Here is a 26,325-nt window from a genome sequence, read left to right as displayed (position 1 = left end):
TTTGCGCCAGGCGCTAATGTTCTGGCTGGCCAATCAGATACGGGGAAAAGCTATCTTTTTCATTGTTTGGATTACATTCTGGGTGCCGAGGAACTTAAGAAGCGGATACCTCTGGCCGAACCCTACTCGCAGCTGTTCGTAGAATTCAATAACAAAGAAAACCAGAGCCTTACCCTTGAACGAAGTTTATCAGGGGGCGACTTGGCGGCTCACTATTGCAAAATTGATGAGATCGCTGAGCCTGGCGAGAAAATTCCATATCGTCGATCCGGCGCCAATCACACAAAAGATCTGACCTCAGTTCTGCTCCCATTTGCTGGCATGGATGGGGAAGCAAAGCTCCGAAAGAACGATCGCGGTGAGACGCAACGGCTTACCGTCCGCACCCTCCTTCCGATCTTCCTCGTCAATGAAGTCGCCATGATCGATGAAAAATCGCCCGTGGTGGGAGATGGGACATTCGATGCGACAGCGCGCAAGAGGATGTTCGCTTATCTTTTGTCGGGGAAGGATGACACTGGCATTATTGCCGCTGAACATCGCGATATCGTTCGTGCGCGAAACACCGCAAAACTTGGCCTTATCAGCGACATGCTCGAGCCGCTTGCACGTCGTGTGAGTCAGTTTGGCGATAACCCCGACGATACGGTTGAGAAAGTTGAGGCAACGATCAACGCCATTTCCCAGGAAATGAGCCAGACAAGCGAACGAAGAAACCAACTATTGAAGCACCTCCAAAGCGAAACTGCCGAGTTGCAGCGAGCAGAGACGCAGGTCATCGCAATTACTGAGGTTCTCTCCCGATATAAGCTTCTCGCTGAAAGATATCGTTCGGACCTTGCTCGGCTCGATTTCATTGCGGAGGGGGCCCATTACTTCACCGGCCTGCAGGAGGTACATTGTCCCCTATGCGATCAGCCCATGAGCCCGGGGCATGCACATATGGCCGAAGAGAATAGTATCAATGTTTATGAGGGTGCCCGAGCCGAGGCTGCGAAAATCAAGGCGCTGGATGTGGACTTGGGTGAGACCATTTCGACACTCGAGGCCCGACTTGCAGATTGGCGAAAAGGAGAAGCGGAGTCCCGCACCCTCATAAGAGGTTATGAGAATCAGATTGACCAGGCTTTAACCCCGACATTAGCCAACCTTAGTTCACGCCTCGAAAAGCTGATCGCTCGACGCGTGGCGTTGGAGAGCGTTCGTAGCGACAGAGATCAACTCCAGAGCCTCCAGCTAATGAAGGAAGAAATAGAGCGCACCACTACCGGCAAAGGGACGAGTACTCCTAAATGGGAACCTCTCCCATCAGTGGCGCTGAGAGGCTTTTGCAAGTCGATTGAAGAAGTCTTGAAAGAGTGGAGCTGGAGCGACGAGCCACGAGTGGAATTCGATCAGAGTGGATTCGACATTGTCGTAGACGGTCAAAGCCGCCAATCGCACGGCAAGGGCGTTCGATCGGTTTTATATTCCGCCTTTGTGATTGGGCTTCTAAGGTATTGCAAGTCGCAAGGTAAGCCCCATCCTGGATTCGTTGTCTTAGACTCTCCTCTCACCAGCTATCGTCGATCACCTTCCCGCAATCAAACGGATGGCCCAATCTCGGCTAGCATCGAAGTGGCATTCTGGAACTCCCTAGCAAAGCTAAAATCCGACACTCAGATTATCATCATCGAGAACAAAGAGCCTCCGAGTGAAGTGGCAAGGGCGGTCAACTACGCATGGTTTGGGGGGGATACGGCGCAGCCGGGTCAACGGAGTGGATTTATTCCGCAATGATGCAGAACTTAATCCGGCCTAGGCGCGCAGCTGGTCAGAATGGCCTCTGAGACACAGCCGACAGCATCCTCGAAAGCTGCTCATGCGGTCGGCTCATCGGGCCAGCAGTCCGGCCATGAATCGACGAAATGTGCTTTTTGGAGGTCACGACGAAGGTGCGTTGGATGATGGAAAAGGCGGCAAAGCTCGGACTAGCTTTCCGTAACGAGCTTGAGCTAGATGGAGATGAACATCGGGGAGCGATCTCGGACTCCTACGGAGAGTTCCTCAGAGTGGACTTCCCCTTCAAAAATGGAGGTCTTCTGTTAGACAAGACTGACAGGAGACTTAGAATTGAAGCAGCGAGAATTTACAGAAGAATTCAAACGTGAAGCCGTTCGGATTTTAACGACGAGTGGTCGAAGCATTTCATCAGTTGCCGAGGACCTTGGCATTTGCAAATCAACCCTTGACCGGTGGCGTCGTAATGTTGCTGAGAACGATTTACTCTCCGGTCCGCATGAAGACATGAGCCAGGAGCTTGCTCGGCTTCGCAAAGAAAACGAGCTTCTACGACAGGAACGAGACTTATTAAATTGAAGCAGGATAAGAAAACGATCCAGTGAATCGTTTTCCCTGCGGAACGCGACGGCCTTCTTCGCTCGGGAGACAAGTCGATGAAGTTTGCTTTCATCGATACGGAGAAGGTCCATATGTCTCTGTCGCGTTTGTGCGCCTTCGCAGGTGTCAGCATTAGTGGTTATTATGCATGGAAGCATCGCGTCCCCAGCCGCCGCCAGCTTGATGACATGGTTATCCTGGCGCATATTCGCAATCAGTTTGCACTGTCTCGTGAAACCTATGGTAGCCCTCGAATGCTTGTCGAACTGAATGAAGTAGGTATTCGGGCAGGTCGTCACCGCACGGCGCGACTGAGTGCCAGGAGAATGGCTTGAAAGCCCGGCAGAAAACGCGCTTCAAACGCACGACCGACAGCAATCATGGTGAGCCTGTTGCTCCCAATCTTCTGGATCAGGACTTCACTTGTGATGGACCAGATCAGAAATGGGGTGTCGATATCAGTTATATATGGACCGCAGAAGGTTGGCTGTATCTAGCAATTGTTGTCGATCTTTACTCTCGTCGTATTATCGGCTGGGAAGCGCGGGATCGGATGAAGAAGGATTTGGCTATTTGTGCTTTGATGAAGGCTATTGCAATCCGGAAACCAAAGCCGCGGTTGATCCAGCGCTCAGACAGAGGAAGCCAATATGCCAGTTATGAGTATCGCAGAATCCTCAAAGCGCACAGCATGCTTCCATCCATGAGCGGAAGAGGAAATTGTTACGATAATTTGATGGTCGAAACCGTCTTCAAGACGATCAAGTCAGAACTGATATGGCGAACTGTATTCTACACACGTAAGGATGCAATCAAAGCCATTGGCGAATACATTGACGGCTTCTATAATCCCGTGCGCAGACATTCTGCACTCGGGTATAAATCACCGATCAAGTTCGAGATGATAAACCGTAAATTAGTGACAGAACCTCTCCACTAAATAAGGGCAAGTCCATTCCATCCCGCGCCAATAAGTTGTAGACTCGTCGTTGGAGCAGGGCCAGGGATTCGGGGAAAATTTGTCAGAGCTTTCGTTTTCGCCGCGCGATCTATTGGCATCGCATCCCTGGACGTCGGTGTTCTTCACCACATATTCGTTGAGCCTGTCCTTCCTCGAGGCTATTCCGCTGGCGTGCGTTAACAAAAGCTATCGCAACTTCACTGTTGTCGCTGATGTTGCCGGGTATCGTGCTTCCCTAACAGATGTCGGCGCAGTCGGGATAGGGCGGGTCTACGACCTAGTTGCTGTTAAGTGTCGGACCGGCGTGTTCCATCCAAAGATCGGACGTAACCGCCCGATTGTTACCGTGGAGAATATGTCTTGACGCGGGCGACGATTTCTTCGTCATCGACAAAGCATTCGAGGAATTCTTGCCATTTTTCGGCTGATTGACGCGCGTCGACCAGCATCTGTCTGAGTTCATCGATGCCGTCGTCCGTCAAAGCGGAAGTGGTTTGATCGTCGCCGGTTACGACAGTGACTATGTTTCCATAGGTCAGGTTATCGTCATTGCGGATGATCGCATACAGAAGGTCAGCATCCTCGTTGAGCATTTCGGCGACATAGTCGAGCGTGAAGACAAATCTGACCGTCGCCATCAGGCTGCCTCAGCATGTTCTGCTGTGAGAGGCTTCCAGTTCCAAGGGAGCAACTCATCGAGCCGATTGATTTTGTGATCATGAATGCGGTCGAGCACATCGGCCAGATAGGCTTGCGGGTTGATGCCGTTCATCTTCGCCGTTTCAATGATCGTCATGGCGCGTGCCAGAGTTTCCGCGCCAGTATCCGCGCCTGCGAATAACCAATTCCGGCGCCCTACTCCTATCGGCCTCAGGGCTCGCTCCGCAGCATTGTTGTCCATGGCCACACGCCCGTCCTCCAGGAACAGGGATAATGACGGCCATCTGCTCAGCCCATAGCGCAAAGCCTTCGCCAGTTCGCTTTTGCCCGGAATGCGAAGCAACTGCTTTTCCGCCCACGCGCGCAGTTCCTCGACCTTTGGCTTGCTGTGCTTTTGACGCGTGACAAGCCGTACATCGGCGGGCCGACCTGCAATATCCCGCTCGATATCATACAGCGCGCCGATCCGATCGAGAGCCTCGCGCGCAATCCCGGATTTGTTCGCGGTCCAGATGTCATGAAAGTCACGCCGCCAATGTGCCCAGCAGGAAGCTTCGCGGAAGCGGCGCTTCCCGTCCGATCCCGGCTCATATAACTTCGCATAGCCTTTATAGCCATCAGCCTGAAGGATGCCGCTCGCCTCTCGCAGATGATGGTGGACGTGCTCTTCCTTCCAGTCGGGAGCGAAGTAATAAACCGCACCCGGCGGTGCGCCGCCTGCCCATGGACGCTGATCGCGGACATACGTCCAAATCCTGCCCTTCTTCACACCTTTGCCCAGTCCCTTGTCGCGCAATGAGCGATCCAGCACCCGGATCGGCGTATCGTCAGCATGGAGGAGATCGCTTTTCATGATCTCGGTCTCAATACGCTCGATCAGTGGCCGAAGCACTTGCATGGCACGACCGCACCAGTCCACCAGTGTGCTGTCAGGTATATCGACACCCATCCGCGCGAAGATCTCGTTGAGGCGATAGAGCGGCAGATGATCGTCGAACTTCGAGACCAGAATATAGGCCACAAGGCCCGCACCAGCCATGCTACCCGGTATCGGGCGGCTGGGCGCAGGAACCTGCACCATCTTCTCGCAACAACGGCACGACTTCTTTGGCCGGGCGATCTCGATAACCTTCATCGTCGCTGCGACCATGTCGAGGATTTCGCTGACATCCTCTCCGACAAGGCGTAATTCTCCACCGCAGGCAGGGCAGCAATGACCGGGATCCAGTTCCCGGCGTTCGCGAACCGCATTTTCCGACACGCGCGGACGCCGGCGCAGCGGTCTGGTTTGTGATGTCTCATCCGGGACGCAAGCCGGATCGTCTTCAAGCTCCTCGACGGTCGCGGTCTCGTGTTCGGCACTGGCAATCAACAGATCCTCAAGCGCCAGTTCCAGTTGCGCAATTTCCCGCTCGATCTTTTCAGAAGACTTGCCGAAGACCTGTTTCTTCAGCCGGGCAATGCGTAGCCTCAGACCCTGGATCAGGTGATCATGCGCTTTCAAAGCCGCCGACATCTTCGCATTCTCCGCCTGCAAGGCGGTGATCATCGCCTTCAGAAAGGCTGGATCATCAGGAAGATTTGAGCTCGCATTCGACATGATCCTGACTAGCACAAATCAGGACAGGACGCCATAAAAACAAGTAGTTTCAGTAAGATAAAATCAACCGACACGTGCCGGCGGAGCACCCCAGTCCGGGCGCCTCCAGTCTATTCCTTCCCATAACATCGCCAGTTGGGCTGCTGTCAGCCGAGCTGTCCCATCCGCCGCTGAGGGCCAGGGGAAACGGCCTTTCTGCAGAATTTTATAATAAAGGCAAAATCCCTGGCCATCAAAATACAGCAGCTTCACCCGATCGCCACGCCGCCCGCGAAAGGCGAAGACAGCTCCACCTGTCGGCTTCTGACGCAAGACATCCTGTGCCAACATCGAAAGGCCCTCAATACCCTTCCTCATGTCTGTGACGCCGCAGGCAAGATAAACCCGAACGCCGGTGCCCGGTCCAATCATGCCTGTTCCACCGCCCGGATGAGCCGCGTCAGCACCGTGCCTTCCACTTGGCTGCCAAAACAAAGTCGACGGCCGCAGCGCAATTGCAATTCAACCATTGAGGATGAAGCATCGACGGAACTGTTCGCCTCAGAACCGAGTGGAGCGTCAGTCATGTCAACGGGAAGAAACAAGGGCTCCGGCGAGGGAGGCAGAAGCCCCTTCCTCTTCAACTCGCTTCGCCACATATAAATCTGCTGCCGCGATACATCGTGACGTAGCGAAACTTCTGTTACTGTCGCGCCATCAACCCCAACCGAACTGACTATCGCAAGCTTCTCTTCGACCCGCCACCGACGGCGGCGTTCGTGGCCCAGTATTTCCATCCGCATCGTCTACCTCAATCTCAAGACACGTCATTAACGTCGTCGCTAAAGACGTGTCTTACGTCACGAGGCTTTGCTTCAACAGGCGGTAGCAATCGGGCCGTTACGATCGGACTATTCGCGGATAAGGATGGCGAGGTATGCGCGACTGTTGGCTCAGGCAACCTGACTTTTGGCGGATGGGGTTACAACAATGAGGTTCTTGAAGTCTTGAGACCAGGACGGGATTCCTCTTGTTTCTCCGGACTTGCCGACCTAATTGTCATTAAGCATGGAATAAGATGGGGTGGTTGCCGCCCTCCCCAGACGGCATCGCAATGTGCCAGAGTGTGATCGTTGGAGATCATGTAGCGGAGAGGATGGCAATGAAGTATACAATGATCGGGGTTGATCTGGCAAAAAATGTTTTCCAGCTTCACGGCGCGTCGCTGACGGGCGAAGTGCGGTTCCGCAGGAAATTGTCGCGCGGTCAGTTTCTGCGTTTTATGGGAAGCCAGCCCGCTTGCATTGTCGTCATGGAGGCATGTGGCAGCGCCCACCATTGGGCGCGGGAGATGGCGGCGCTGGGCCACGAAGTCAAGCTGATCGCGCCGCAATATGTGCGACCATTCGTGAAGCGCCAGAAGAATGACGCCGCCGACGCAGAGGCCATTGTCATCGCGGCGCGTCAGCCGGAAATGCGGTTTGTCGAACCCAAAACTCCCGATCAGCAAGCGCGCGCTATTCTGTTCCGGGCAAGAGAGCGCATTGTCCACCAACGCACGGAGTTGGTGAATGCCCTGCGCGCAATGCTCTATGAATATGGCCATGTCGTTCCTGTGGGCATCGGACATATCAAGCGGCTGGAAGCGGCGCTGAACGACGTGGCCAATAATTTGCCCGATCTGGTGCGCGAGGAAGGCCTTGATCTGCTGGCCCAGATCGGTGAAATGACCGCCAAGATCGATAGCAAGACGCAGAAATTGGCCTCACTTGCCAAGCAGACCGATGTGGCGCGGCGTCTTCAGACAATGCCTGGCATCGGGCCTATGACAGCCGTGGCTGTCGAGGCTTTTGCGCCGGCAATGGAAAGTTTCAAGTCGGGCCGTGACTTTGCAGCCTGGCTCGGCCTTGTCCCGAGGCAGTTCTCATCCGGAGGCAAGGAGCGGTTGGGCAAGGTCTCAAAGGCCGGGCAAGCGGACATTCGCAGGCTGCTGATCATCGGCGCGATGGCGCGTGTGAATTGGGCGAGCCGCAAGGAAGCATCAGCGGATCCCTGGATGATGCGTATGCTTGGGCGAAAGCCCCGAATGCTGGTGGCGATCGCGCTGGCGAACAAGATGGCACGCATGATTTGGGCGATGTTGATGCGGCAGGAAGATTATCGAAATCCGACGTTGACGACGGCGGCATGAAGGCTGCTATCACCAACGTTGGCAAGGAGGTGTGAGAAGTCGATGACCTGAATGGGCGCAAGATCGAACGATCCGGATCAAGAAAACCAGTGGGAGTCCTTCGAGCGTCATAGCTCGGGAATAAGATTTGGACCTGATCCGCTGATCACCATCCCGGCCAGCGGCTTCTGAAAGCGCCGCAAACGAAGGCCTGACAGAAGACCGCATTCGATCACACGTCCAAAGGCTCAGAAACAACTTGCACAACGGGCGGCAACCACAGAAGGACCCCATTTGAGGGGTTATCGGCATCCAAACGGGGCTCTGACGCAATCTCGCTGACATCAGGTCGCTCCGATGACACGTGCTTCCAGCAGATCGAGCTTCCCACGTCCATACATTTGTCTCTTGATGAGTTTCAGCTTGGTGATTTGTCCCTCTGTCTGGCCGTTAGACCACTGTGACGTTATCGCATTTTGGACAGCTGCCCTGTCGCGGATGATGCCATTCGCGAACGGGGCGACTAAGCTTGCTGCTGCGCGGTTGATCCACGTGTCCAGATCATCTTTGGACTTGCGCCGTAGCATTTCGTGGAAGCTCTCCACAACATCTCTGGCCTCGACTAAGTCTGGTAGTTGCTCCTCGATCGCAGCGACCGTCATCGTCTGCGCCTTGGTCAAGTTGTTGCGTTCAAGTGTCATTAGGCGAACGATGGTTCGCGCCGCCGGAGCGTGGCCGAGCCCGTTTTCGGTTTTTTCGGCCCGCCTTCGTCGTGTTGCCCATTCAGTGACAACGCGGAGACTTCCGCCAAAACCAGCCAGCTGAAGCTGCCGCCACAGTTCAGCGCCGTTTCGTGATCCGGCGTCCCATTGCGCTTCAAGCCACGGTAGGTGTGGTTCGAGCGAAGTTTGCCGGACTCGGAAGATGTCGGTCCTTTGACCACGAACAACGCTGCGAACCAGCTTTCGGCTATGCCCGGTTCTGCGCACGATTTCCTTGATGGACAGGCCTTCGTCGATCAGTCCACAAATGACAGAGTTTGTCTCTTCACGTCGCAGATATCCGTCATATTGCAAGCGCTCGGCGGCTGTCAGAAGCTTAGGGTTTACGGTTGCTGTCCCGACTGCAATGCGAACCTGCCGCATCGACTTGCGGACGGCATCAAGAAAAGCGTGGCTAGCGTTTTCCATGAGATGCCAGCGGTCGGCGACCTGTTCGGCCTTTGGCAGGGCTTGCGCAGCGGCCCGCGCATACGCACCGCCGCGGTCTCTTGCCACGATTTCGATTTGCGGCTGCTCGACCAGCCAGGCCTTTGCGGTCAAGGGTTCCCGGTCGGGCAACAACGCGATCGTCTTTCGCCGTTCCAGATCGCAGATGATCGTGCCATATCGATGATTGCGACGCCACGCCCAGTCATCAATGCCGATTACAGTCGGTGGCGTCGGCGGTGGGCGATCATATCGGCGAACGGTTCGTAGAAGCGTATCATTGCTCACCGGCAATCCGAGACGATCCGCAAAGCGCGCCGCCGGGCGACCGCCCAGTGCAAGAGCAAGATGCCGAACGAGGCAGTCCAGACGGGCTGTCCGGCGAGCCATGGGACGGATCACATCATCACCGAAGCGCTCGGCGAAAATCTTTCGGCGGCAATGGACGGTACTACAGACGAAACGTCGGACGGTCAGGTGCAGTTCGATCCTTCGGCCCGCACACGGCAGATCGGCAATCATTCGAGGATAGCGACTATGAACACGACGGGAGGCGGTTCCGCAGTGGGGGCATGTGCAATCTTGGGATCGACCGTAGGCGGCAACGATAATCGCGTCGCCGACATCACGCACCTCATCAACGTTTAGTTCGCTAGGGATAAGATCAGAGAGACGGAACTGGGCTGGCATTGCGCTGATTCTCCTCTGGAAACAACGTCAGTTGAATCCAGAACATCAGCGAGATTGAGTCAGAGCCCTTTTTGGACGCCGATAAGGGGTCCCGTTTAAACGCCGATTGACAAACGATGATCCTGCTCAAGAATATTGTTCAGGTATTTGACCTGTAGGATTTCAATCGGCTTGCTTGAGCCCGTAATCTTCAGGGTATTGTTTATAGCCTGCGCACCAACCAAATTGGCTCCGCTTTTATCAATGAGAATTTTGTTCGGAATGCCATTGATTGCTATAGCTTTTCTAAAGAAACGCCGTGCAGCACCTAGGTTTCGGTGCTCGGAAAGCATAAAATCAAGAGTTTGGCCATCACGATCAACAGCCCGATACAGATACGTCCATTTTCCTTTGACCTTTATATAAGTCTCATCAACACGCCATGAGCCAAGGATTGGTCGTTTACGGCTTTGTGCCCGAGCAGCAATCTGCGGTGAATATCTACAACCCACCGATTCAAAGTTGCATGGTCGACCTCTTCGCCGCGTTCCGCCATTATTTCTTGAAGCTCTCGATAAGAAACTGAATAACGGACATAGATGAAAACGGCATAAACGATGACACTTTTGGGGAGATGAGCATCTTTGAAGTCAATTGTCATCTCTATTCACCTCAATCAATTAAGATCGTTGACGGTGACGTAGCTCCATAGAAGTGAAAATTTTGCAAAAGAACCAAATGATTTAGTCATTATATGATGACGTCCTGCAGTGAGACAACGACACTGAGGGAGAATAAAATTGAGATTTCACCTCTTTGTTGCCGCCATCGAAAAAAAGGTTGCCCGCCCAATGTGAGGATCCATTTGTAAGGGTAGCGTCTGGGTCCCAGCGGCTTTTAGCAGCCAAACGGTGAGTGAGTCCTGAACTCACTGTTGTTTTGCTTGGACTTTACGCTAAAAACTAGGCTTTGACCGTTTAATGATTTCAATAGGTTAGAAGCCATTTGCAAACCAAAAATAACCCCAAAGCAGCTCGTTGAGGTTCAGTTGTAGCGTTGGTAATGCTGGCCCGACATTGGCTAAATGGGATCACTGGAATTGGCTATTCTTTGAAGTTTTCAAGCGCGGAAACGCACAGACTGAAGTTATCTAATGGGACCAGGCTCTCATACCTGATCATGGATTTATAATTGCGATTGCCAAGCCATCTTTGAACGACCCGCAACTCAACGCCTTGCATTATAAGGCGACACGCGCATGTGTGCCTTAAGACGGTTGGAACAATCGCGGCATCCTCGCTTAAGCCAAGTTCATCTTTGCACTCATTCCAAGCGGCTCGATATTTTGGCTGCTCTATCCGTGAGAAGGGGCCACGTAGTTCGTGTCCCATCTTATCAAGAGCAGAGCGAGCTTTAAGCGTTAAGGGCAATCGCCGCGCTAAACCGCTTGTACTCTCTGGAATATGTATGAAGTCGCCTGAGATGTTATCCCATCTGGATGTAATGGCCTCGCCGACATTCACTCCAGTCTCTATGAGAAATGTTGTGAGTGCGGCATAAGCATCGCTGTGTCGACCAATGGCATTAGCGATCTGCTCTTCTTCCCGCGTTGAAAGAAAGCGCAACTCATTGTTCTCTTCCGCCAAGCGTTTAAATGTCGGGACGTTTGGAATTGCACTGTCAGCGTTCGCCGCACGGAGCAATTTGGTAAATGCATTGATCTTACGATTGATTGTTGAGTTTTTGTTGCCGCGTTTCCGAAGTACTGTGACGATCTCATCATAGTCAGCCGCAGTGATTGTCGAGAATGTGTCAGGCTTAAGTTCGGCCAGTTCCAAAAGATATCCGTATGCACTCGCCGCATGCGCGTTTCCACTCTTCCATAGAGTGCCTGCATATTTAGCTATCAAGTCGCTGATTGTAATCTGTTTCATCTGCATTCAGCCAATCCAACCATCCCAGTGAAATGACTTGCATATCAGCATCCAATCGATAGGTCAGAATAAAAAACTGCGGTGGCACTATATATTCAGTGATTGAACGCCGGGAAATGTGACGATTACGGGTTTACAAAATATTAACAAATAACGTCAGTTAGGCCCATTTTCGCCGAACTGAGGCGATTTTGTGTTAAAACTGCAACACAGAAGCGTGTGTGATCGTTCGAGTAGCTAAAGCCTGTTGCGAGTCGTCATCATTAAAGTTTATTCATGAGTCGTTAGGTCGAGCGCAGTTGTGGGCTCGGAAAGAAATTTGATCTTGGAGGTCAGACAATGAACATTAAGAGCCTACTACTCGGCTCCGCTGCAGCTCTCGTTGCAGTATCCGGCGCTCAGGCAGCAGACGCAATCGTTGCTCCAGAGCCAGAAGCTGTTGAATACGTCCGCGTTTGCGATGCATACGGCGCTGGCTATTTCTACATTCCAGGCACCGAAACCTGCCTGCGCATTCACGGCTACGTTCGCTACGACCTTAAGGGCGGCGACAACGTTTATGCGACGACTTCGAAGTTCGCTGAAGAAGTTGTTAAGTCGGAACTGAAGCTCACTGGCGAGCTTAAGGATGCCGTTGCAGCAGCTAACAATATTGTAGATAACGACGAAGTGTTTACATACACTGTTGTTCCTACCCCTACAGAGGTAGATCCTGTATACGAAGAGTATACTGGTGATGTTGCTGATCTTCCAGTCGGTACTGAATACGTAACACGTGAAGAAGACGGTCGTCTGACAGCTGGTGTTGTCGGTGGTCGCTCGGTTAAGTACATCACAGCTGGTGGCAAGCATGCCAACGCTAAGTGGTTTGCTGATCTCGGTGCAGACACGAAGGATCGTGACACCTGGTCGAATACCGCTCGTTTCACATTCCGCACTTCAACCGCTTCGGAAACCGAACTCGGTACATTGAAGTCCTATGCTGAAGTTCGCGCTGATTGGAACGATGGTTCGGCTGCAAACGCAAACCTGCGTTATGGCTACATTCAGCTCGGCGGCCTCCGCGTTGGTCTTGATGAATCCGCATTCGTAACCTTCTCTGGTTACCTCGGCGAAGTCATCAACGACGACGTGATCCTCGCAGGTGGCTACCGCACCACAGCAATCAGCTACACCTTCACTGGCGGCAATGGCTTCTCGGCCATCATCGCTCTTGAACAGGGTAACAATTCTGACGTCAACAAGGGTGAGTATACCGATCTTCGCGGCGTTGTACGCACTTCGGGCGGCACGATTGACGACTACACACCACATGTTGTTGGTGGCCTGAAGTACGCTCAGGGCTGGGGTTCGATCGCCGGTGTTGCAGCTTACGACGCACGTAACGAAGAGTGGGCTGGTAAGGTTCGCCTCGACGTAAACGTAACTGACCAGTTCTCCGTATGGGTACAGGGCGGCTACAAGTCGAACAAAGATCATTACGCATACGCTTACACAGATGCTAACGGTTCAGACCGTGGCGTTCGTGTAGTCGACAGCTTCTACGGCACCTGGGGTGGCGATTGGGCTGTTTGGGGCGGTGCTAAGTTCCAGGCAAACGAGAAGGCTGCAATCAACGTACAGCTCGCTTACGAAGATGCAAAGACCTTCGCAGCTACTGCAAACGTAGCTTACGAACTGGTTCCTGGCTTCACCATCACTCCAGAAGTTTCGTACACCAAGTGGGACGACAAGAAGTCGGTTCTTAAGGGTGACGATGCTTGGCAGGGTATGATCCGCTTCCAGCGTTCGTTCTAATCCTAACGGATTGGTTTGAGGAAACCCGGCAGCTTCGCTGCCGGGTTTTTTGTTTGACATTGGACTGTGGTGATTTAGTTTATAAACACCATCTGGCAGTAGAAGGACTGCTGTCAGAAACGACGGCGATATGACCTCCAGTCTGTCGTTGTTAGGTGAAGGGTAGAGCGCTTGCGTTCTACCCTTTTTTGTTAACCAGGCAGCTCAACTGTGAGGAGATAAAAGATTTTTGGTGTTCTGCCTAAATTTCTCTAAGGTTGCGGGCAAATCAAATCGAGATGGTGAATTCATGGGCAAACCATGAAGCCAGCTGAAATCAATGCTCTGTTGGGTCGGCTAAGGTGACAGCCAAGTGCTTAGTATGGGTATATTTTTTCTTAAACTGATTTATTGCGGACGCACTGAACGCCGAATTTGAGTGCGATTTCGTCAAAATAAGATATTAAATGAGAGTGTTTTTACTCTCCTTGAAACCTGAAAATATAATCTATTTTGATTCGCATAAGTTTGATAAATCCGTACAATTTCATATGAATTTGATAGGTAAGCTTCGGTTTTTGCTTATAATCAGATCTTATAATCCTTCATATTATGCAATGATCGCACTTAAATCTACTAATCTGCATTTAAAACGTTTGAATCTTAAAGTTGTGGGTGAACTGCCCCCCATTTCGACCGGACAGTCGGCATAAGCAGAAAGGCTCAAGCACAGGCTTGGGTATAGGCTTATGTCTAACGAGTATCGACACGTTGAATTGCTGACGGGTGATGTTCGCCGCAGGCGGTGGACAACCGAGCAAAAGCTGACAATCATTGAGCAGAGTTTCGAACCAGGCGAGACGGTATCGTCCACCGCTCGCCGCCATGGCGTCGCGCCCAATCTGCTTTATCGGTGGCGCAGGCTCTTGAGCGAGGGAGGTGCTGCAGCTGTGGATTCTGACGAGCCGGTGGTCGGCAATTCGGAAGTGAAGAAGCTGGAAGATCGCGTCCGCGAGCTGGAGCGCATGCTCGGCCGCAAGACGATGGAGGTCGAAATCCTTCGGGAAGCCTTGTCCAAAGCAGACTCAAAAAAACGGATATCGCGGCCGATCTTGTTGCCGAAGGACGGTTCGCGATGAAGGCCGTCGCAGACACGCTGGGCGTATCCCGTTCCAACCTCAACGAGCGGCTGAAAGGCAGATCGAAGCCGCGCGGCTCCTATCACAAGGCCGAGGATGCAGAGCTTTTGCCCATCATTCGCAGGCTGGTAGATCAAAGGCCAACCTATGGCTATCGGCGGATCGCCGCGCTCCTCAATCGCGAAAGGCGAGCCGCCGATAAGCCTGTCATCAACGCCAAACGGGTCCATCGCATCATGGGCAACCACGCCATGCTGCTGGAAAAGCACACAGCCGTTCGCAAGGGCCGCCTCCACGATGGCAAGGTCATGGTCATGCGCTCCAACCTGCGCTGGTGCTCGGATGGGCTGGAGTTCACCTGCTGGAACGGCGAGGTCATCCGTCTCGCCTTCATCATCGACGCCTTCGACCGCGAGATCATTGCCTGGACGGCGGTCGCCAACGCGGGCATCTCCGGCTCAGACGTGCGCGACATGATGCTGGAGGCGGTCGAGAAACGCTTCAATGGAACCAGAGCCCCACATGCAATCGAGCATCTCTCGGACAACGGCTCTGCTTACACCGCGAGGGACACGAGGCTGTTTGCGCAAGCACTCAATCTGACACCCTGCTTCACGCCGGTCGCCAGCCCGCAGTCGAACGGCATGTCGGAGGCCTTCGTCAAAACCCTGAAGCGGGATTATATTCGCATCGCAGCACTACCGGACGCAGAAACAGCGCTCCAGTTCATCGACGGATGGATCGAGGACTATAATGAAATCCATCCACATTCCGCGCTCAAGATGGCTTCCCCTCGGCAGTTCATCAGGGCTAAATCAAACTAGCCGACCTGTCCGGTGAAATGGGGAGCACTCCAGTGGGTCACCTTAAGCGCTATCTAGAATGGCTAAAAAAAATGGTGAGTTGCAAAAATACTACATATTAGTTGTGGTTTGTCTGATATCCATTGGTCGAATAGTAAAGCTTGGGAGATACCAAATGAAGATCATTCTGACATCCGTAGCACTCGCACTGGCCTCGACATCGGCTTACGCAGCTGATGCTATTGCTTACGAAGAACCAGTAGCAGTTGTGGTTGCGGACACGTTTTCGTGGACCGGTGGCTACATCGGTATTAATGCCGGTTATGCTGGTGGCAAGTTTAAGCATCCTTTTTCAATCACACAGCAAGTTGATGATGAATTTTTCGCAACGAGTGACGGTTCGCTTGATGTGACTTCGAGCGGCTTTGTAGGCGGCGTACAGGCTGGCTACAACTACCAGTTTGAAAATGGTTTTGTGCTCGGCGCGGAAGCTGATTTCCAGGGTTCGAACGTTAAGGGCGAAGTTAAGTTTAACGCTGATAATTTTGGTGAGCTCAAGGCTGGCACAAAGGTTGAATGGTTCGGTACTGTTCGCGCCCGTCTTGGTTACACTGCTACTGAACGTCTTCTCGTATACGGTACCGGTGGTCTCGCATATGGTAAGGTTAAGTCATATGCAGATTTCGGTGGTGAAGGTATTTCGTCGTCAAAGACAAAAGCTGGCTGGACAGTTGGCGGTGGTGCTGAATACGCAATTACCAACAATTGGACGCTGAAGTCTGAATATCTCTACACCGATTTGGGTAAGCGCAATCTGATTGACATTTCTGAGGACGGCAATAGCTTCAGCCTCGACAATAAAGTTAAGTTCCACACTGTACGCGTTGGTCTTAACTACAAGTTCTAATTATTAATTAGAATATACATGAAGCCGTTCAATTTTTTAATTGGACGGCTTTTTTGTTTATTTTGACACCAATTTTATAAGTTTATAACGATGATAAACCGCTTTATTTAAAGCGGAATACTGATCCAAGAATTATAATTACGTAGTTTTTTGCTGAAATTTCGCACTTACTGCAAACTAAAGAGTAAATGTATTTGATCCAAATCAATTACGTGTTGCATTGAGGTTACACATATTTGCTTCATACTCGGTTAATTTGTTGTCGATTAAGAATAGTCGGAGAGGGCAAATGAAGTTAATTTTCGCAACGGCAGCCTTAGCGCTTGCAGCATCTTCAGCATTCGCCGCTGATGCAATTATGACTGAACCAGTTGTGTAGTAGCACCAGATACGTTTTCATGGACCGGTGGTTATATAGGTGTCAATGCTGGTTACGCTGGTGGCAAATTTAAACATCAATATTCTATGACGGAAACAAGACAGCCATTTCCTCCATTTCCGCCCAGTCCTGGTTTTCCATTCCCACCACCCGCGCCGCCAACCATAGTTAATGTCAATGGTACTGCTGATATAACTTCGAGCGGCTTCGTTGGTGGCGTTCAAGCTGGTTACAACTGGCAGTTTGAGAATGGTTTAGTACTTGGTGCTGAGGCTGATTTCCAAGGTTCAAAGTTAAAAGGTGAATTTAAATTCAACGCAGGAGGTTTGTGCGAACTTAAAGCTGGGACGAAGATCGAATGGTTCGGTACTGTTCGCGCACGCCTTGGTTATACCGCAACGGAGCGCTTGCTCGTTTATGGTACCCGTGGTCTTGCATGTGGCAAAATTAAGTCATACGCAGATCTTGGCGGGGCAAGTTTCTTGTCGTCAAAGGCTAAAGCTGGCTGGACAATTGGTGCTGGTGCCGAATATGCGATCACCAATAATTGGACGCTCAAGACAGAATATCTTTACCCGGATTTGGGTAAGCATAATTTGATCGATTACTCTGATGATTTCAACAGCGTCAGTATCGATAGCAAAGTTTAGTTAAGTGCCGTTCGTTTGGGTTTAAATTACAAGTCCTGATTATAATTTTGATTGTTTAAGAGCCGCCCTTCACTATTAGGGCGGCTTTTCTATTGTTAATTATGTAAATACTATTCGCTTTTAGATCGTCCATGCGTCATATCGCTTACCATAGTGCCAACTTCAGCAACTACATTTTTGAATTTTGCACGCTATCGGTATTAAAAATATTAGCGTAGCTCACGATCTTTCGTAAATAATCTGGTGAAGTCGAGTAATAAAGCGTCGATCCGTGACGCCTCATAATTAACGCGTTGGCTAATTTCAAGGCTTTAATATGTTGCGACGATGCTGATTGAGAAACGTTTATTAACTGGCCTATTTGCCCCGCAGTGTATTCTTTTGAAGCGAGTGCATATACGATTTTTGCACGTCTTTCGTTTGCGAGTAGATTACAGATCTCAACGAATGAACTAAGATATTCGGAATTTTCTTCAATGGTCTTAATAGTCTGTGATAATTTCATAAAATCCCCCGTTTAACTCTTACAACAGCAATTTTTATTGCAACTAACGGCAGCTGCAGGCGCCGATATTTTTAGTTTAGCAACTTGAGATAAAAATGGAACTAACTATAGGCAAATAACAATCGAAAACTTATTTAAGCCACACTTTTTATATTCTTTCGATGTAAACGATCTCTTTATTTGGTTTCGTAGTATGCAATTTTTATGTTCGGAAGTTTTCGTAATATAGGCCGTAGATTCATAATGATCTGATCCAAATTCTAGCTGCTGCCAATTTGACGGCGACGAGAAAGTCCATCGGGTCTTTATCATAACGGGTGGCGATACCTCTGAAATGTACGAGTTTGCTGAAGAAACGTTCAACGAGATTGCGTTGTCGGTAAACCCATTGGCTGAAAGGGTAGCTTTCCTTCAGATTGCTCTTGGCCGGAATATTGGCCCATGCATGCCGTTGATTTGCAAATGCTCGTATAGCATTGGTATCGTAGGCCTTGTCCGCCAGCAGGATCGAACCCTTAGAGATTTTCTGTAACAATGGTTCCACCATGCGGCCATCATGGGCTTGGCCCGCTGTAAGTGCGAGGCGGATCGGTCGACCATCGGCATCGACAACTGCGTGGATTTTGGTGGTCAAGCCGCCACGGGAACGTCCCATGCAGCCATAGTCTTGCCCCCCTTTTTCCCGTCGCCGCATGTTGATGAACGCGGACACAGAAACTGTCAATCATGACGATATCGCCATCAAAAGCTTTGGAAATTTCGCCCAGAACATAATCCCAGACACCCGCTTTGCGCCATCGCACAAACCGGTTGTAGCATGTGGTGTACGGGCCATATCGATCCGGCACATCTGCCCATGGGGAGCCTGTCCGAAACCGCCATAAGATACCATTGATCACACGCCGGTCGTCAACGCGGGGCACGCCGCGCGGCTTATTTGGCAACAAGGGCTCAATAATAGTCCACTCGAAATCGGTGAGATCAAAACGGCGAGGGGTCATGAGAAGCCTCCAAATAAAGGCTTCAGTGAATCAAAATCAGGCTAGTTTATGAGTCTGCGGCCTAGCCAATTTGATTGTACAATGGTCAGCGTTTTTCACCAGTCTTGATCAAGAGGCTGATCTCACCAAGATATATACTCATTGTTTTTTTCTGGTTATGTGTAAGAATGAAAGAGTGTAGCTGATAAATTCCACCCCATCACTACGCCGCCCCGGATGTGATACCCCTCCATCCGGGATTTTCCATTTTAAAAGGCAAGTTATAGTATGTTTTTGTGTGCTTGGTGTCACGCAGACCAGCCGTGCACTGCCCCGGAGTGCTTCTATGTCTCTGAGAGCCCGTTCCAAAATGAAATGAGCGATTTCAAAAGCTTACGCTAGTGCCAACTGGTGGACCGTCATAGTCAACGCCGAAACGTGGCCCTTACGAATTTAAAGCAGGCGATTGGGTCTGTTTTAACCCATTGAAACCGTGCAGAACATTATGAGTCAGGCTCTGAGGTTTTCTTTGCCAGTAAATCCCATTCGATGCAGCCACGTTCTTTATTTTGATCATTTAATAAAAAAGTACTTACAATTTGGCGCAAGGCTTCGAAAGTGCAATATTATCGTTGTTACGTAAGTAGATCACTATCTTTTATAATTGGAAAGTGCTTCATTATATTAACGCCGTTCGGCCATTGAGAGGCTTACGTAGGGCGTAGACTCTAACAGTTGCTTGGGAGTGGCTGTCAGAGTCGTCTTTAACGCGTGGTGGGCTTTTTTAGCCCAAATTAAATGGAATTCAGAGTCACGTTGAATATTAGCTATTATTTATGCTAATTTCGTATGCAAGATTTATCTGAAAATAAATAAAGGTCTGATTTTTAAAGTATATATAATTAAGATTCGATTGCCTATCCATCACGGCTTTCTTTTTATTTTTGAATATGCTTTAATTAACACGCGTTGGTGAGGTGTGACAATTGACCCAGTGCAGCCCCGGATTAGACTACCGTCTACCGGGGTTTTTCTTTTACAAATAATTATAAGTTTGGAATAATAATATTTTCATTATGTTTTAAGTTACTTGCACTTTACAGGCGGGGGAACGCTTGGGGGTGCGGACCCCAGATCACCCAAGCGTCTGGGGTTTTCTTTTGGATAACAGATGCTGCTTTAGTCAAAGCGAGATACTGAGTCTTTTATCAAAAAATGTTGGACGACATTCCCATCATTAGAATTGATTTATTTAACTGGGACGTCATGCCGATGAGAAAAAACCCGCGGTAGCGGGTCTTTTAGTTTATTAGATCATTGGTATTTATTCCTGCCCGGCCCTAACTATTTCACACCTCAATGCCAATTCTTCAGGGCCGCTTCCATCCTCTGCAATATCTCCATGACGAGACGAACATCGCCGCAGAGTTGTGCGAGCGTGTAGAGTGATTTTGTTGAAGAAATGTCTTTGAAAAGCGCTTTGATATCTCGGTTAACAAAAATATCCTTGGTATTTCAATATTTTATTGAAAAGTTAACAGTAATTTTCAGAACGGCTTTTATAATTAGAAGCAGTATTTAATCGTATTAATATATTATATGTAATATAGTTGCATATTTATCACATAAGTTTTCATAAGCTAAGTTATATTTTATTTGCAAACAAATCGGGAGTGGCTTTATGAAGACAATTTACGCATCCGCAGTATTGGTATTAATTGCATCATCTGCACATGCAGCAGATATCGTTGTTCAAGAACCCGTCGCTATTATAGCTCCAGACACGTTTTCGTGGACTGGCGGATATATTGGTGTAAATGCTGGTTACGCTGGTGGAAAATTCAAACATCCCTTTGCGCTGGTATAGAAAGTACACCAACCGTTCCGGACGATCCAGGCAATGATGACCGTTTTTTCAGCCCAGAAGAGTATACCTATGGCTCAATGGACGTGACTTCTAGCGGCTTCGTCGGCGGCGTCCAAGCTGGTTATAATTGGCAATTTGACAATGGTTTTGTTCTTGGTGCTGAAGCCGACTTTCAAGGCTCAAACCTCAAGGGCGAAGTTAAATTCAACGCCGATGGTTTAGGTGAAATAAAAGCTGGCACGAAGGTTGAATGGTTTGGCACTGTTCGTGCACGACTGGGCTACACTGCAACCGAACGTCTTCTGGTTTACGGTACAGGCGGCCTCGCTTATGGCAAGGTTAAGTCATATGTAGATCTCGGCGAGATAGGCATTTCCTCGTCTAAAACAAGAGCGGGATGGACAATTGGCGGTGGCGCTGAATATGCCATTACCAACAATTGGACGCTTAAATCAGAATATTTATATACTGATCTCGGCAAGAAAAATTTCTATAGCTATACGGATGAAAACTACGACATTGAACTGCCCCCCATTTCGACCGGACAGTCGGCATAAGCAGAAAGGCTCAAGCACAGGCTTGGGTATAGGCTTATGTCTAACGAGTATCGACACGTTGAATTGCTGACGGGTGATGTTCGCCGCAGGCGGTGGACAACCGAGCAAAAGCTGACAATCATTGAGCAGAGTTTCGAACCAGGCGAGACGGTATCGTCCACCGCTCGCCGCCATGGCGTCGCGCCCAATCTGCTTTATCGGTGGCGCAGGCTCTTGAGCGAGGGAGGTGCTGCAGCTGTGGATTCTGACGAGCCGGTGGTCGGCAATTCGGAAGTGAAGAAGCTGGAAGATCGCGTCCGCGAGCTGGAGCGCATGCTCGGCCGCAAGACGATGGAGGTCGAAATCCTTCGGGAAGCCTTGTCCAAAGCAGACTCAAAAAAACGGATATCGCGGCCGATCTTGTTGCCGAAGGACGGTTCGCGATGAAGGCCGTCGCAGACACGCTGGGCGTATCCCGTTCCAACCTCAACGAGCGGCTGAAAGGCAGATCGAAGCCGCGCGGCTCCTATCACAAGGCCGAGGATGCAGAGCTTTTGCCCATCATTCGCAGGCTGGTAGATCAAAGGCCAACCTATGGCTATCGGCGGATCGCCGCGCTCCTCAATCGCGAAAGGCGAGCCGCCGATAAGCCTGTCATCAACGCCAAACGGGTCCATCGCATCATGGGCAACCACGCCATGCTGCTGGAAAAGCACACAGCCGTTCGCAAGGGCCGCCTCCACGATGGCAAGGTCATGGTCATGCGCTCCAACCTGCGCTGGTGCTCGGATGGGCTGGAGTTCACCTGCTGGAACGGCGAGGTCATCCGTCTCGCCTTCATCATCGACGCCTTCGACCGCGAGATCATTGCCTGGACGGCGGTCGCCAACGCGGGCATCTCCGGCTCAGACGTGCGCGACATGATGCTGGAGGCGGTCGAGAAACGCTTCAATGGAACCAGAGCCCCACATGCAATCGAGCATCTCTCGGACAACGGCTCTGCTTACACCGCGAGGGACACGAGGCTGTTTGCGCAAGCACTCAATCTGACACCCTGCTTCACGCCGGTCGCCAGCCCGCAGTCGAACGGCATGTCGGAGGCCTTCGTCAAAACCCTGAAGCGGGATTATATTCGCATCGCAGCACTACCGGACGCAGAAACAGCGCTCCAGTTCATCGACGGATGGATCGAGGACTATAATGAAATCCATCCACATTCCGCGCTCAAGATGGCTTCCCCTCGGCAGTTCATCAGGGCTAAATCAAACTAGCCGACCTGTCCGGTGAAATGGGGAGCACTCCAGACATTAACCTCAAGAATGACGTTAAGTTCCATACGGTACGTGTCGGTTTGAACTACAAGTTCTAACCCATAATCTATTGTATTCAGAAGCCGCCCTCCCACATCGGGCGGCTTTTTTTGTTGCCCATCCTTTTAAAGCGACTTCAGACCTCCGCCGATCACAAAAGCCACGAACGCCATTATCAAACCGTTGATAACCAGCCACATGATTTTTGACAGGATGCCGCTTACCTTTTCGATCTTCTTGTCGAGGTCATCAAATCGCCTTGGTCTGCCCCCATCGGGTGATCCGGATTTACTGTTAGTGCATGCTGGGTCGACTTGCCACTGCTGGTGTTGACGCTGGGCCATTTTGTTTAGGCCAGACGACTGCTTCGGGTGCCGGTGGCTTGTAGCCCAGTGATGAATGGGGCCGCACTGTGTTGTAATGCTGTCTCCAGTTTTCGATGATGATCTTCGCCTCCTTGAGCGTGTAGAAGATTTCGCCGTTGAGCAGTTCGTCACGGAGTTTCGAGTTGAAGCTCTCGCAATAGCCGTTTTCCCATGGACTGCCCGGCATGATGTAGGCGGTCTTGGCACCGACCGCTGCGATCCACTCCCGGAGTGCCTTGGCGACGAACTCCGGGCCGTTGTCAGAACGAATATGGGTGGGGATGCCGCGCAGGATGAAGAGGTCGGAAAGCACGTCGATGACATCGACGGCCTTCAGCTTTCTCTCGACCCTGATGGCGATACATTCTCGCGTGAACTCATCGATCACGTTGAGCATGCGGATTTTCCTGCCGTTATGCGTGCGATCCTCGACGAAGTCGTAGGACCAGACATGGTTGGGATATTCCGGCCGAAGCCGGATGCACGAACTGTCGTTCAACCACAGTCGGCTGCGTTTGGGTTGCTTGTGAGGCACTTTCAGCCCCTCCCGTCGCCAGATTCGCTCGACCCGTTTGACGTTCACGATCCATCCAGCTTGGTGCAGCATCGCCGTTATACGACGATAGCCATAACGGCCGTACTGGAGGGCAAGCGTCGTGATGTCTGCGGTCAACGCCGCTTCATCATCCGGAGTCTTTGCGATCTTGCGCTGTGTGGAACGATGCTGACCGAGAACCCGGCATGCCCGACGTTCGGACACTTTCAGTTCATCGATAACATGATCCACGCAAGCGCGACGACGGGCGGGGCTCAGAAGTTTCCCTTGGCGGCCTCGGCAAGGATCATCTTGTCCAAGGTGAGGTCGGAAACGGCGCGCCGGAGCCGGGCATTCTCCGCTTCCAGTTCCTTAAGGCGTTTCACCTGATCGCCCTTCAAGCCGCCGTATTCGGAACGCCACCGGTAGTATGTAACTTCCGTAACACCTATCGACCGGATAGCTTCCGCCATCGATTTTCCCTGCGCATACAATACGTCAACCTGACGAAGCTTCGTGACGATCTCTTCTGCCTTGTGTCTTTTCGCTGCCATTTCAATGTCCTTCTGAGGCTCATAAGCCATACTTCATGAAGGATCACTTTTCAGGGGGCAGACCAATCACCAGTATTATTTGGTATTTCTTTAGGCTATTTTTTTGGATGGAGTAAAATAGTCGACAACAGTAATGTAACACTACTAAACGCTTTTTTGATGCAATTGGCACTGCCTTTAACGTTATTTTGCGCAATCGCCTCCACGTCGAGGGGCTCAATCTTCACTCACTGGCATCTCGCAGTTGTTCTCCTGATAAGCACTGTCGCGGTTTATTTTCTCGTTTTATATATTCAAATTTACAGATACCGGCTCGATTTGGGATCTGCCGCAGTTCAAGCGCTGACAACAGCCTCACCTAACTACACTGCGATTGGTCTTCCGTTGCTCACGCCAATTTTTGGTGGTCAAGCCGCTATCATGGTTGCCATCGCGATCACCGTGGGTACAATTTCCACCTCGCCACTCACACTCACCTTGTTAGATATGCACATTTCTCGCAGATCAAATGGTGGGAAACGTGTTGGACTTATACGTCAGTTTCTAATCGCGTTGTCGACGTCTCTGCGGAAGCCGATCTTCGTAGGTCCTATATTGGGATTAATAGTTTCTTTGAGCGGACTTGAATTGCCTTCGATAGTAGAGATTGCTTTACTCCCAATTACACAGACGACGGGAGGTATTGGCCTATTTTTAACCGGCTTGATATTGTCTGCTCAGTCACTGAAGCTAAGCCGGAACGCTGTGACATCGTTGACCATCAAGAATATATTTCAACCCATCATGGCATTCATCATAGCGGTGCTATTTCAAATGCCCGCCCATGTTAGTTTACAGGCAATGTTACTCACTGCAATGCCTGCGGGATTCTTCGGGCTAGTATATGGCATAACGCGAGGTGTAAGGCCGCAAGTAGCTGGTGTAACTTTAGTGCTATCATCGATTGCAAGTATTGCATCGCTATCTTTGGCGTTAATTTGGTTTAAATTAGGATAAGTGCAGCCCACCGAGGTGTTCAGTCCAGGCACCTGGAAAAGCTAGCCCAAGCGCATCATGCTTTCTTTGCTTCAAGGACAACGGACAACTTTTGGCCTGCTGCCATTTTGCAGTTCAGTTGCATAAATGCGGATAGAGTTCCGATTCCTGACTTGGAATCAGAAACAGAAATGCGTTACTCAATTTGTTCCGCTTGCCCAGTTCAGGGCGTATCGAGTGAATCGAAGCTGGCCGCTGCGTGTCAACGCCCCTTTGTCGACCAGGTCCTGCAAATCGCGGGTGGCGGTGGCGCGCGACGTGCGGGTGATGGCGAGATAGTTGTCCGCGCTGAGGCCACCGATAAAGCCATCCGGTCCCGCCTCGAACAGACGCGCAATGACTTTCTCCTGACGAGGATTGAACGCTCCCCTGTACCGGTCGTAGAAATGTGCCTTGGCGATGTAAAAGGCGACACGATCCAGTGTTGTTTGTTGAGCCGTCAGCACGGTTTGGGAAAACCATACCAACCATTCGGTGACGTCGAGGGTCCGCTGATAGGTTTCCAGCTGATCGTAATAGGCCTTCCGTTGTCGTTCGATGGTAAAACTCAGCATGATCAGGCTCGGCTGCCCTAGCGACTGTGCCAGTGCTTTTTCGGCGAGTGCGCGACCAAGCCGTCCATTGCCGTCCTCGAATGGATGAATGCTTTCGAACCACAAATGGCTAAGGCCGGCGCGAGTAAGCGCGGGGAGGGGCGTACCGCCGGTCAGAGCGCTTGCGTTGAACCACGATATGAACCGATGCATTTCTTCCGGTACTTGCGCTGATGGCGGCGCCTCGAAATGAATCGTCGGGCGGTCCAACTGGCCAGAGACGATCTGCATAGCGTCGGAGTGGCTGCGATAAGCACCGATGCTTTCCAGATGCCGACTGCCTGCCATCAACATGGTATGCCACCGAAAGAGTGTCGCGTCATCAAGCGGCAGGGCATAGGTGCCATAAACGTCGACCGTCATTTCCGCGATGCCGTGTTCACGTGGTTGCACCGAACGCCGGTCCGCATCCAGGCCAAGCTGCCGTCGCAGTGATGACTGGACGCTCAAGCGGTCCAATGTTTCGCCTTCGATCGCGCTCGTCTTGATCGCTTCGTCGCTCAGGAGTTCGATGCGCAACCGGTCGCGGTCGTCATGATCGATGTGACGCACAGCGCCGATGACTTCGCCGGAGGTGAGCAGAAATCGCTGTTCCAGTGCCGCGAGTGCAGACGCGTCATAGCGAAAATGCGGCCAATCAGGCTGTGTCCAGTTCCAGAGCATGAGCGATAAGATCCGTTTCTATCACTCTCATTATCATATACTTATGAGCAATAGAAGTCATCCCTGTTACTCATCGCCCCAATTGTGGAGAAGATGTTTCGGGTCCACTTTGCGCCCTCATTCCAGATATTACCGTACAATTCACACGCATCCCAAAACGGTCGTTCC

19 protein-coding genes and 3 pseudogenes are annotated in these 26,325 nt (G+C 51.1%); 11 read left to right on the top strand and 11 right to left on the bottom strand.

The features are described from left to right. The coding region (locus tag MKS82_RS01475) for a hypothetical protein (RefSeq protein WP_240578278.1) at positions 1-1,779 on the top strand (1,779 nt) is incomplete at its 5' end. Between the two features lie 333 nt (positions 1,780-2,112). Continuing rightward, a pseudogene (locus MKS82_RS01470) lies at positions 2,113-3,319 on the top strand (IS3 family transposase). Positions 3,320-3,681: 362 nt separating this feature from the next. On the opposite strand, the gene MKS82_RS01465 reads toward MKS82_RS01470, so the two are convergent. The 4 genes from MKS82_RS01465 to tnpA all read right to left on the bottom strand — a co-directional run bounded on the left by MKS82_RS01465 (position 3,682) and on the right by tnpA (position 6,382). Then, positions 3,682-3,978 carry a hypothetical protein gene (locus tag MKS82_RS01465; RefSeq protein WP_101990360.1) on the bottom strand — a complete coding sequence of 99 codons (297 nt, stop codon included), beginning with the start codon at positions 3,976-3,978 and terminating at the stop codon, positions 3,682-3,684. Next, positions 3,978-5,600 carry an IS66 family transposase gene (gene tnpC, locus MKS82_RS01460; RefSeq protein ID WP_101990361.1) on the bottom strand — a complete coding sequence of 541 codons (1,623 nt, stop codon included), beginning with the start codon at positions 5,598-5,600 and terminating at the stop codon, positions 3,978-3,980. The genes MKS82_RS01465 and tnpC overlap by 1 nt, the downstream gene beginning before the upstream one ends. Before the next feature lie 63 nt (positions 5,601-5,663). Continuing rightward, on the bottom strand, positions 5,664-6,011 hold the full coding sequence (gene tnpB / locus MKS82_RS01455; protein ID WP_011982990.1) for an IS66 family insertion sequence element accessory protein TnpB: 348 nt from the start codon (positions 6,009-6,011) through the stop codon (positions 5,664-5,666). Continuing rightward, complete coding sequence (tnpA, locus tag MKS82_RS01450) at positions 6,008-6,382, bottom strand: IS66-like element accessory protein TnpA (protein WP_101990362.1); 375 nt, start codon at positions 6,380-6,382, stop codon at positions 6,008-6,010. The genes tnpB and tnpA overlap by 4 nt, the downstream gene beginning before the upstream one ends. Before the next feature lie 359 nt (positions 6,383-6,741). Between tnpA and MKS82_RS01445 the strand changes: the two genes are divergently transcribed. Continuing rightward, entirely contained in the window at positions 6,742-7,770 is a 1,029-nt protein-coding gene (locus tag MKS82_RS01445; RefSeq protein ID WP_240578277.1) for an IS110 family transposase, read from the top strand. A gap of 323 nt (positions 7,771-8,093) precedes the next feature. Here the strand turns inward: MKS82_RS01445 and MKS82_RS01440 are convergent, their stop codons facing one another. The 3 genes and pseudogenes from MKS82_RS01440 to MKS82_RS01430 form a co-directional block, all read right to left on the bottom strand. After that, entirely contained in the window at positions 8,094-9,647 is a 1,554-nt protein-coding gene (locus MKS82_RS01440) for an ISL3 family transposase (protein WP_240578276.1), read from the bottom strand. Between the two features lie 113 nt (positions 9,648-9,760). After that, positions 9,761-10,287, bottom strand: a pseudogene (locus MKS82_RS01435) (IS6 family transposase); the annotation flags it as partial. A 442-nt stretch (positions 10,288-10,729) separates the two neighbouring features. Next, positions 10,730-11,566 (bottom strand): tyrosine-type recombinase/integrase, encoded by an 837-nt coding sequence (locus MKS82_RS01430; protein WP_240578275.1) that lies wholly within the window; start codon positions 11,564-11,566, stop codon positions 10,730-10,732. Between the two features lie 333 nt (positions 11,567-11,899). Here MKS82_RS01430 and MKS82_RS01425 point away from each other — a divergent pair, with 333 nt between their 5' ends. The 4 genes and pseudogenes from MKS82_RS01425 to MKS82_RS01410 all read left to right on the top strand — a co-directional run bounded on the left by MKS82_RS01425 (position 11,900) and on the right by MKS82_RS01410 (position 17,214). Next, entirely contained in the window at positions 11,900-13,357 is a 1,458-nt protein-coding gene (locus MKS82_RS01425) for a porin (RefSeq protein WP_240578274.1), read from the top strand. A gap of 728 nt (positions 13,358-14,085) precedes the next feature. Then, a protein-coding gene (locus tag MKS82_RS01420) for an IS3 family transposase (protein WP_115168607.1) occupies positions 14,086-15,299 on the top strand; the annotation gives its coding sequence in 2 pieces (ribosomal slippage) (positions 14,086-14,422 and positions 14,422-15,299; 1,215 coding nt in all). Between the two features lie 154 nt (positions 15,300-15,453). Next, a complete protein-coding gene (locus tag MKS82_RS01415) occupies positions 15,454-16,185 on the top strand; it encodes an outer membrane protein (protein ID WP_240578273.1) in 732 nt (243 codons plus the stop codon). 289 nt (positions 16,186-16,474) lie between these two features. Further along, positions 16,475-17,214 (top strand): annotated as a pseudogene (locus MKS82_RS01410) (outer membrane protein). A gap of 169 nt (positions 17,215-17,383) precedes the next feature. Here MKS82_RS01410 and MKS82_RS29635 read toward each other — a convergent pair. Both MKS82_RS29635 and MKS82_RS01405 read right to left on the bottom strand, forming a co-directional pair. After that, positions 17,384-17,719, bottom strand: coding sequence for an ArsR/SmtB family transcription factor (locus tag MKS82_RS29635; protein ID WP_445558050.1), 336 nt, complete (start codon positions 17,717-17,719; stop codon positions 17,384-17,386). 238 nt (positions 17,720-17,957) lie between these two features. Continuing rightward, positions 17,958-18,720, bottom strand: a protein-coding gene (locus tag MKS82_RS01405; protein WP_240578272.1) for an IS5 family transposase whose coding sequence is annotated in 2 segments (ribosomal slippage) — positions 17,958-18,390 and positions 18,389-18,720 — 765 coding nt in all. Because the reading frame shifts where the segments join, the coding sequence is not laid out codon by codon here. A gap of 1,660 nt (positions 18,721-20,380) precedes the next feature. On the opposite strand from MKS82_RS01405, the gene MKS82_RS01400 reads away from it, so the two are divergent. From MKS82_RS01400 to MKS82_RS01390, 3 genes are all read left to right on the top strand, one after another. Then, a complete protein-coding gene (locus MKS82_RS01400; RefSeq protein WP_240578271.1) occupies positions 20,381-20,566 on the top strand; it encodes a hypothetical protein in 186 nt (61 codons plus the stop codon). Between the two features lie 77 nt (positions 20,567-20,643). Further along, positions 20,644-21,123, top strand: coding sequence for an outer membrane protein (locus MKS82_RS01395; RefSeq protein WP_240578270.1), 480 nt, complete (start codon positions 20,644-20,646; stop codon positions 21,121-21,123). Positions 21,124-21,159: 36 nt separating this feature from the next. Further along, a protein-coding gene (locus MKS82_RS01390) for an IS3 family transposase (protein ID WP_115168607.1) occupies positions 21,160-22,373 on the top strand; the annotation gives its coding sequence in 2 pieces (ribosomal slippage) (positions 21,160-21,496 and positions 21,496-22,373; 1,215 coding nt in all). Positions 22,374-22,706: 333 nt separating this feature from the next. Here MKS82_RS01390 and MKS82_RS01385 read toward each other — a convergent pair. Further along, a protein-coding gene (locus tag MKS82_RS01385; RefSeq protein ID WP_240578269.1) for an IS3 family transposase occupies positions 22,707-23,866 on the bottom strand; the annotation gives its coding sequence in 2 pieces (ribosomal slippage) (positions 22,707-23,602 and positions 23,602-23,866; 1,161 coding nt in all). Between the two features lie 42 nt (positions 23,867-23,908). Here MKS82_RS01385 and MKS82_RS29630 point away from each other — a divergent pair. Continuing rightward, positions 23,909-24,862, top strand: a complete 954-nt coding sequence (locus MKS82_RS29630) for an AEC family transporter (protein ID WP_445558051.1) — start codon at positions 23,909-23,911, stop codon at positions 24,860-24,862. A gap of 179 nt (positions 24,863-25,041) precedes the next feature. Here the strand turns inward: MKS82_RS29630 and MKS82_RS01375 are convergent, their stop codons facing one another. Beyond that, positions 25,042-26,157: a Fic family protein gene (locus MKS82_RS01375; RefSeq protein ID WP_240578268.1), complete on the bottom strand. Its 1,116-nt coding sequence runs from the start codon at positions 26,155-26,157 to the stop codon at positions 25,042-25,044. Positions 26,158-26,325: the final 168 nt, after the last annotated feature.

Origin of the sequence: Ochrobactrum sp. A-1 (genome assembly GCF_022488005.1) — a bacterium.
Lineage (GTDB): Bacteria > Pseudomonadota > Alphaproteobacteria > Rhizobiales > Rhizobiaceae > Brucella.
This window is presented reverse-complemented; position numbering and strand designations above follow the sequence as displayed.

What these genes read in the sequence shown, in the direction of transcription:
- MKS82_RS01440 (WP_240578276.1), bottom strand. Translation starts at nt 9,647, where the DNA reads ATGCCAGCCCAGTTCCGTCTCTCTGATCTTATCCCTAGCGAACTAAAC.
- MKS82_RS01375 (WP_240578268.1), bottom strand. Translation starts at nt 26,157, where the DNA reads ATGCTCTGGAACTGGACACAGCCTGATTGGCCGCATTTTCGCTATGAC.
- MKS82_RS29635 (WP_445558050.1), bottom strand. Translation starts at nt 17,719, where the DNA reads ATGAAATTATCACAGACTATTAAGACCATTGAAGAAAATTCCGAATAT.
- MKS82_RS01415 (WP_240578273.1), top strand. Translation starts at nt 15,454, where the DNA reads ATGAAGATCATTCTGACATCCGTAGCACTCGCACTGGCCTCGACATCG.
- MKS82_RS01465 (WP_101990360.1), bottom strand. Translation starts at nt 3,978, where the DNA reads ATGGCGACGGTCAGATTTGTCTTCACGCTCGACTATGTCGCCGAAATG.
- MKS82_RS01425 (WP_240578274.1), top strand. Translation starts at nt 11,900, where the DNA reads ATGAACATTAAGAGCCTACTACTCGGCTCCGCTGCAGCTCTCGTTGCA.
- MKS82_RS01400 (WP_240578271.1), top strand. Translation starts at nt 20,381, where the DNA reads ATGAAGACAATTTACGCATCCGCAGTATTGGTATTAATTGCATCATCT.
- tnpC (WP_101990361.1), bottom strand. Translation starts at nt 5,600, where the DNA reads ATGTCGAATGCGAGCTCAAATCTTCCTGATGATCCAGCCTTTCTGAAG.
- tnpB (WP_011982990.1), bottom strand. Translation starts at nt 6,011, where the DNA reads ATGATTGGACCGGGCACCGGCGTTCGGGTTTATCTTGCCTGCGGCGTC.
- tnpA (WP_101990362.1), bottom strand. Translation starts at nt 6,382, where the DNA reads ATGCGGATGGAAATACTGGGCCACGAACGCCGCCGTCGGTGGCGGGTC.
- MKS82_RS01445 (WP_240578277.1), top strand. Translation starts at nt 6,742, where the DNA reads ATGAAGTATACAATGATCGGGGTTGATCTGGCAAAAAATGTTTTCCAG.
- MKS82_RS01395 (WP_240578270.1), top strand. Translation starts at nt 20,644, where the DNA reads ATGGACGTGACTTCTAGCGGCTTCGTCGGCGGCGTCCAAGCTGGTTAT.
- MKS82_RS01430 (WP_240578275.1), bottom strand. Translation starts at nt 11,566, where the DNA reads ATGCAGATGAAACAGATTACAATCAGCGACTTGATAGCTAAATATGCA.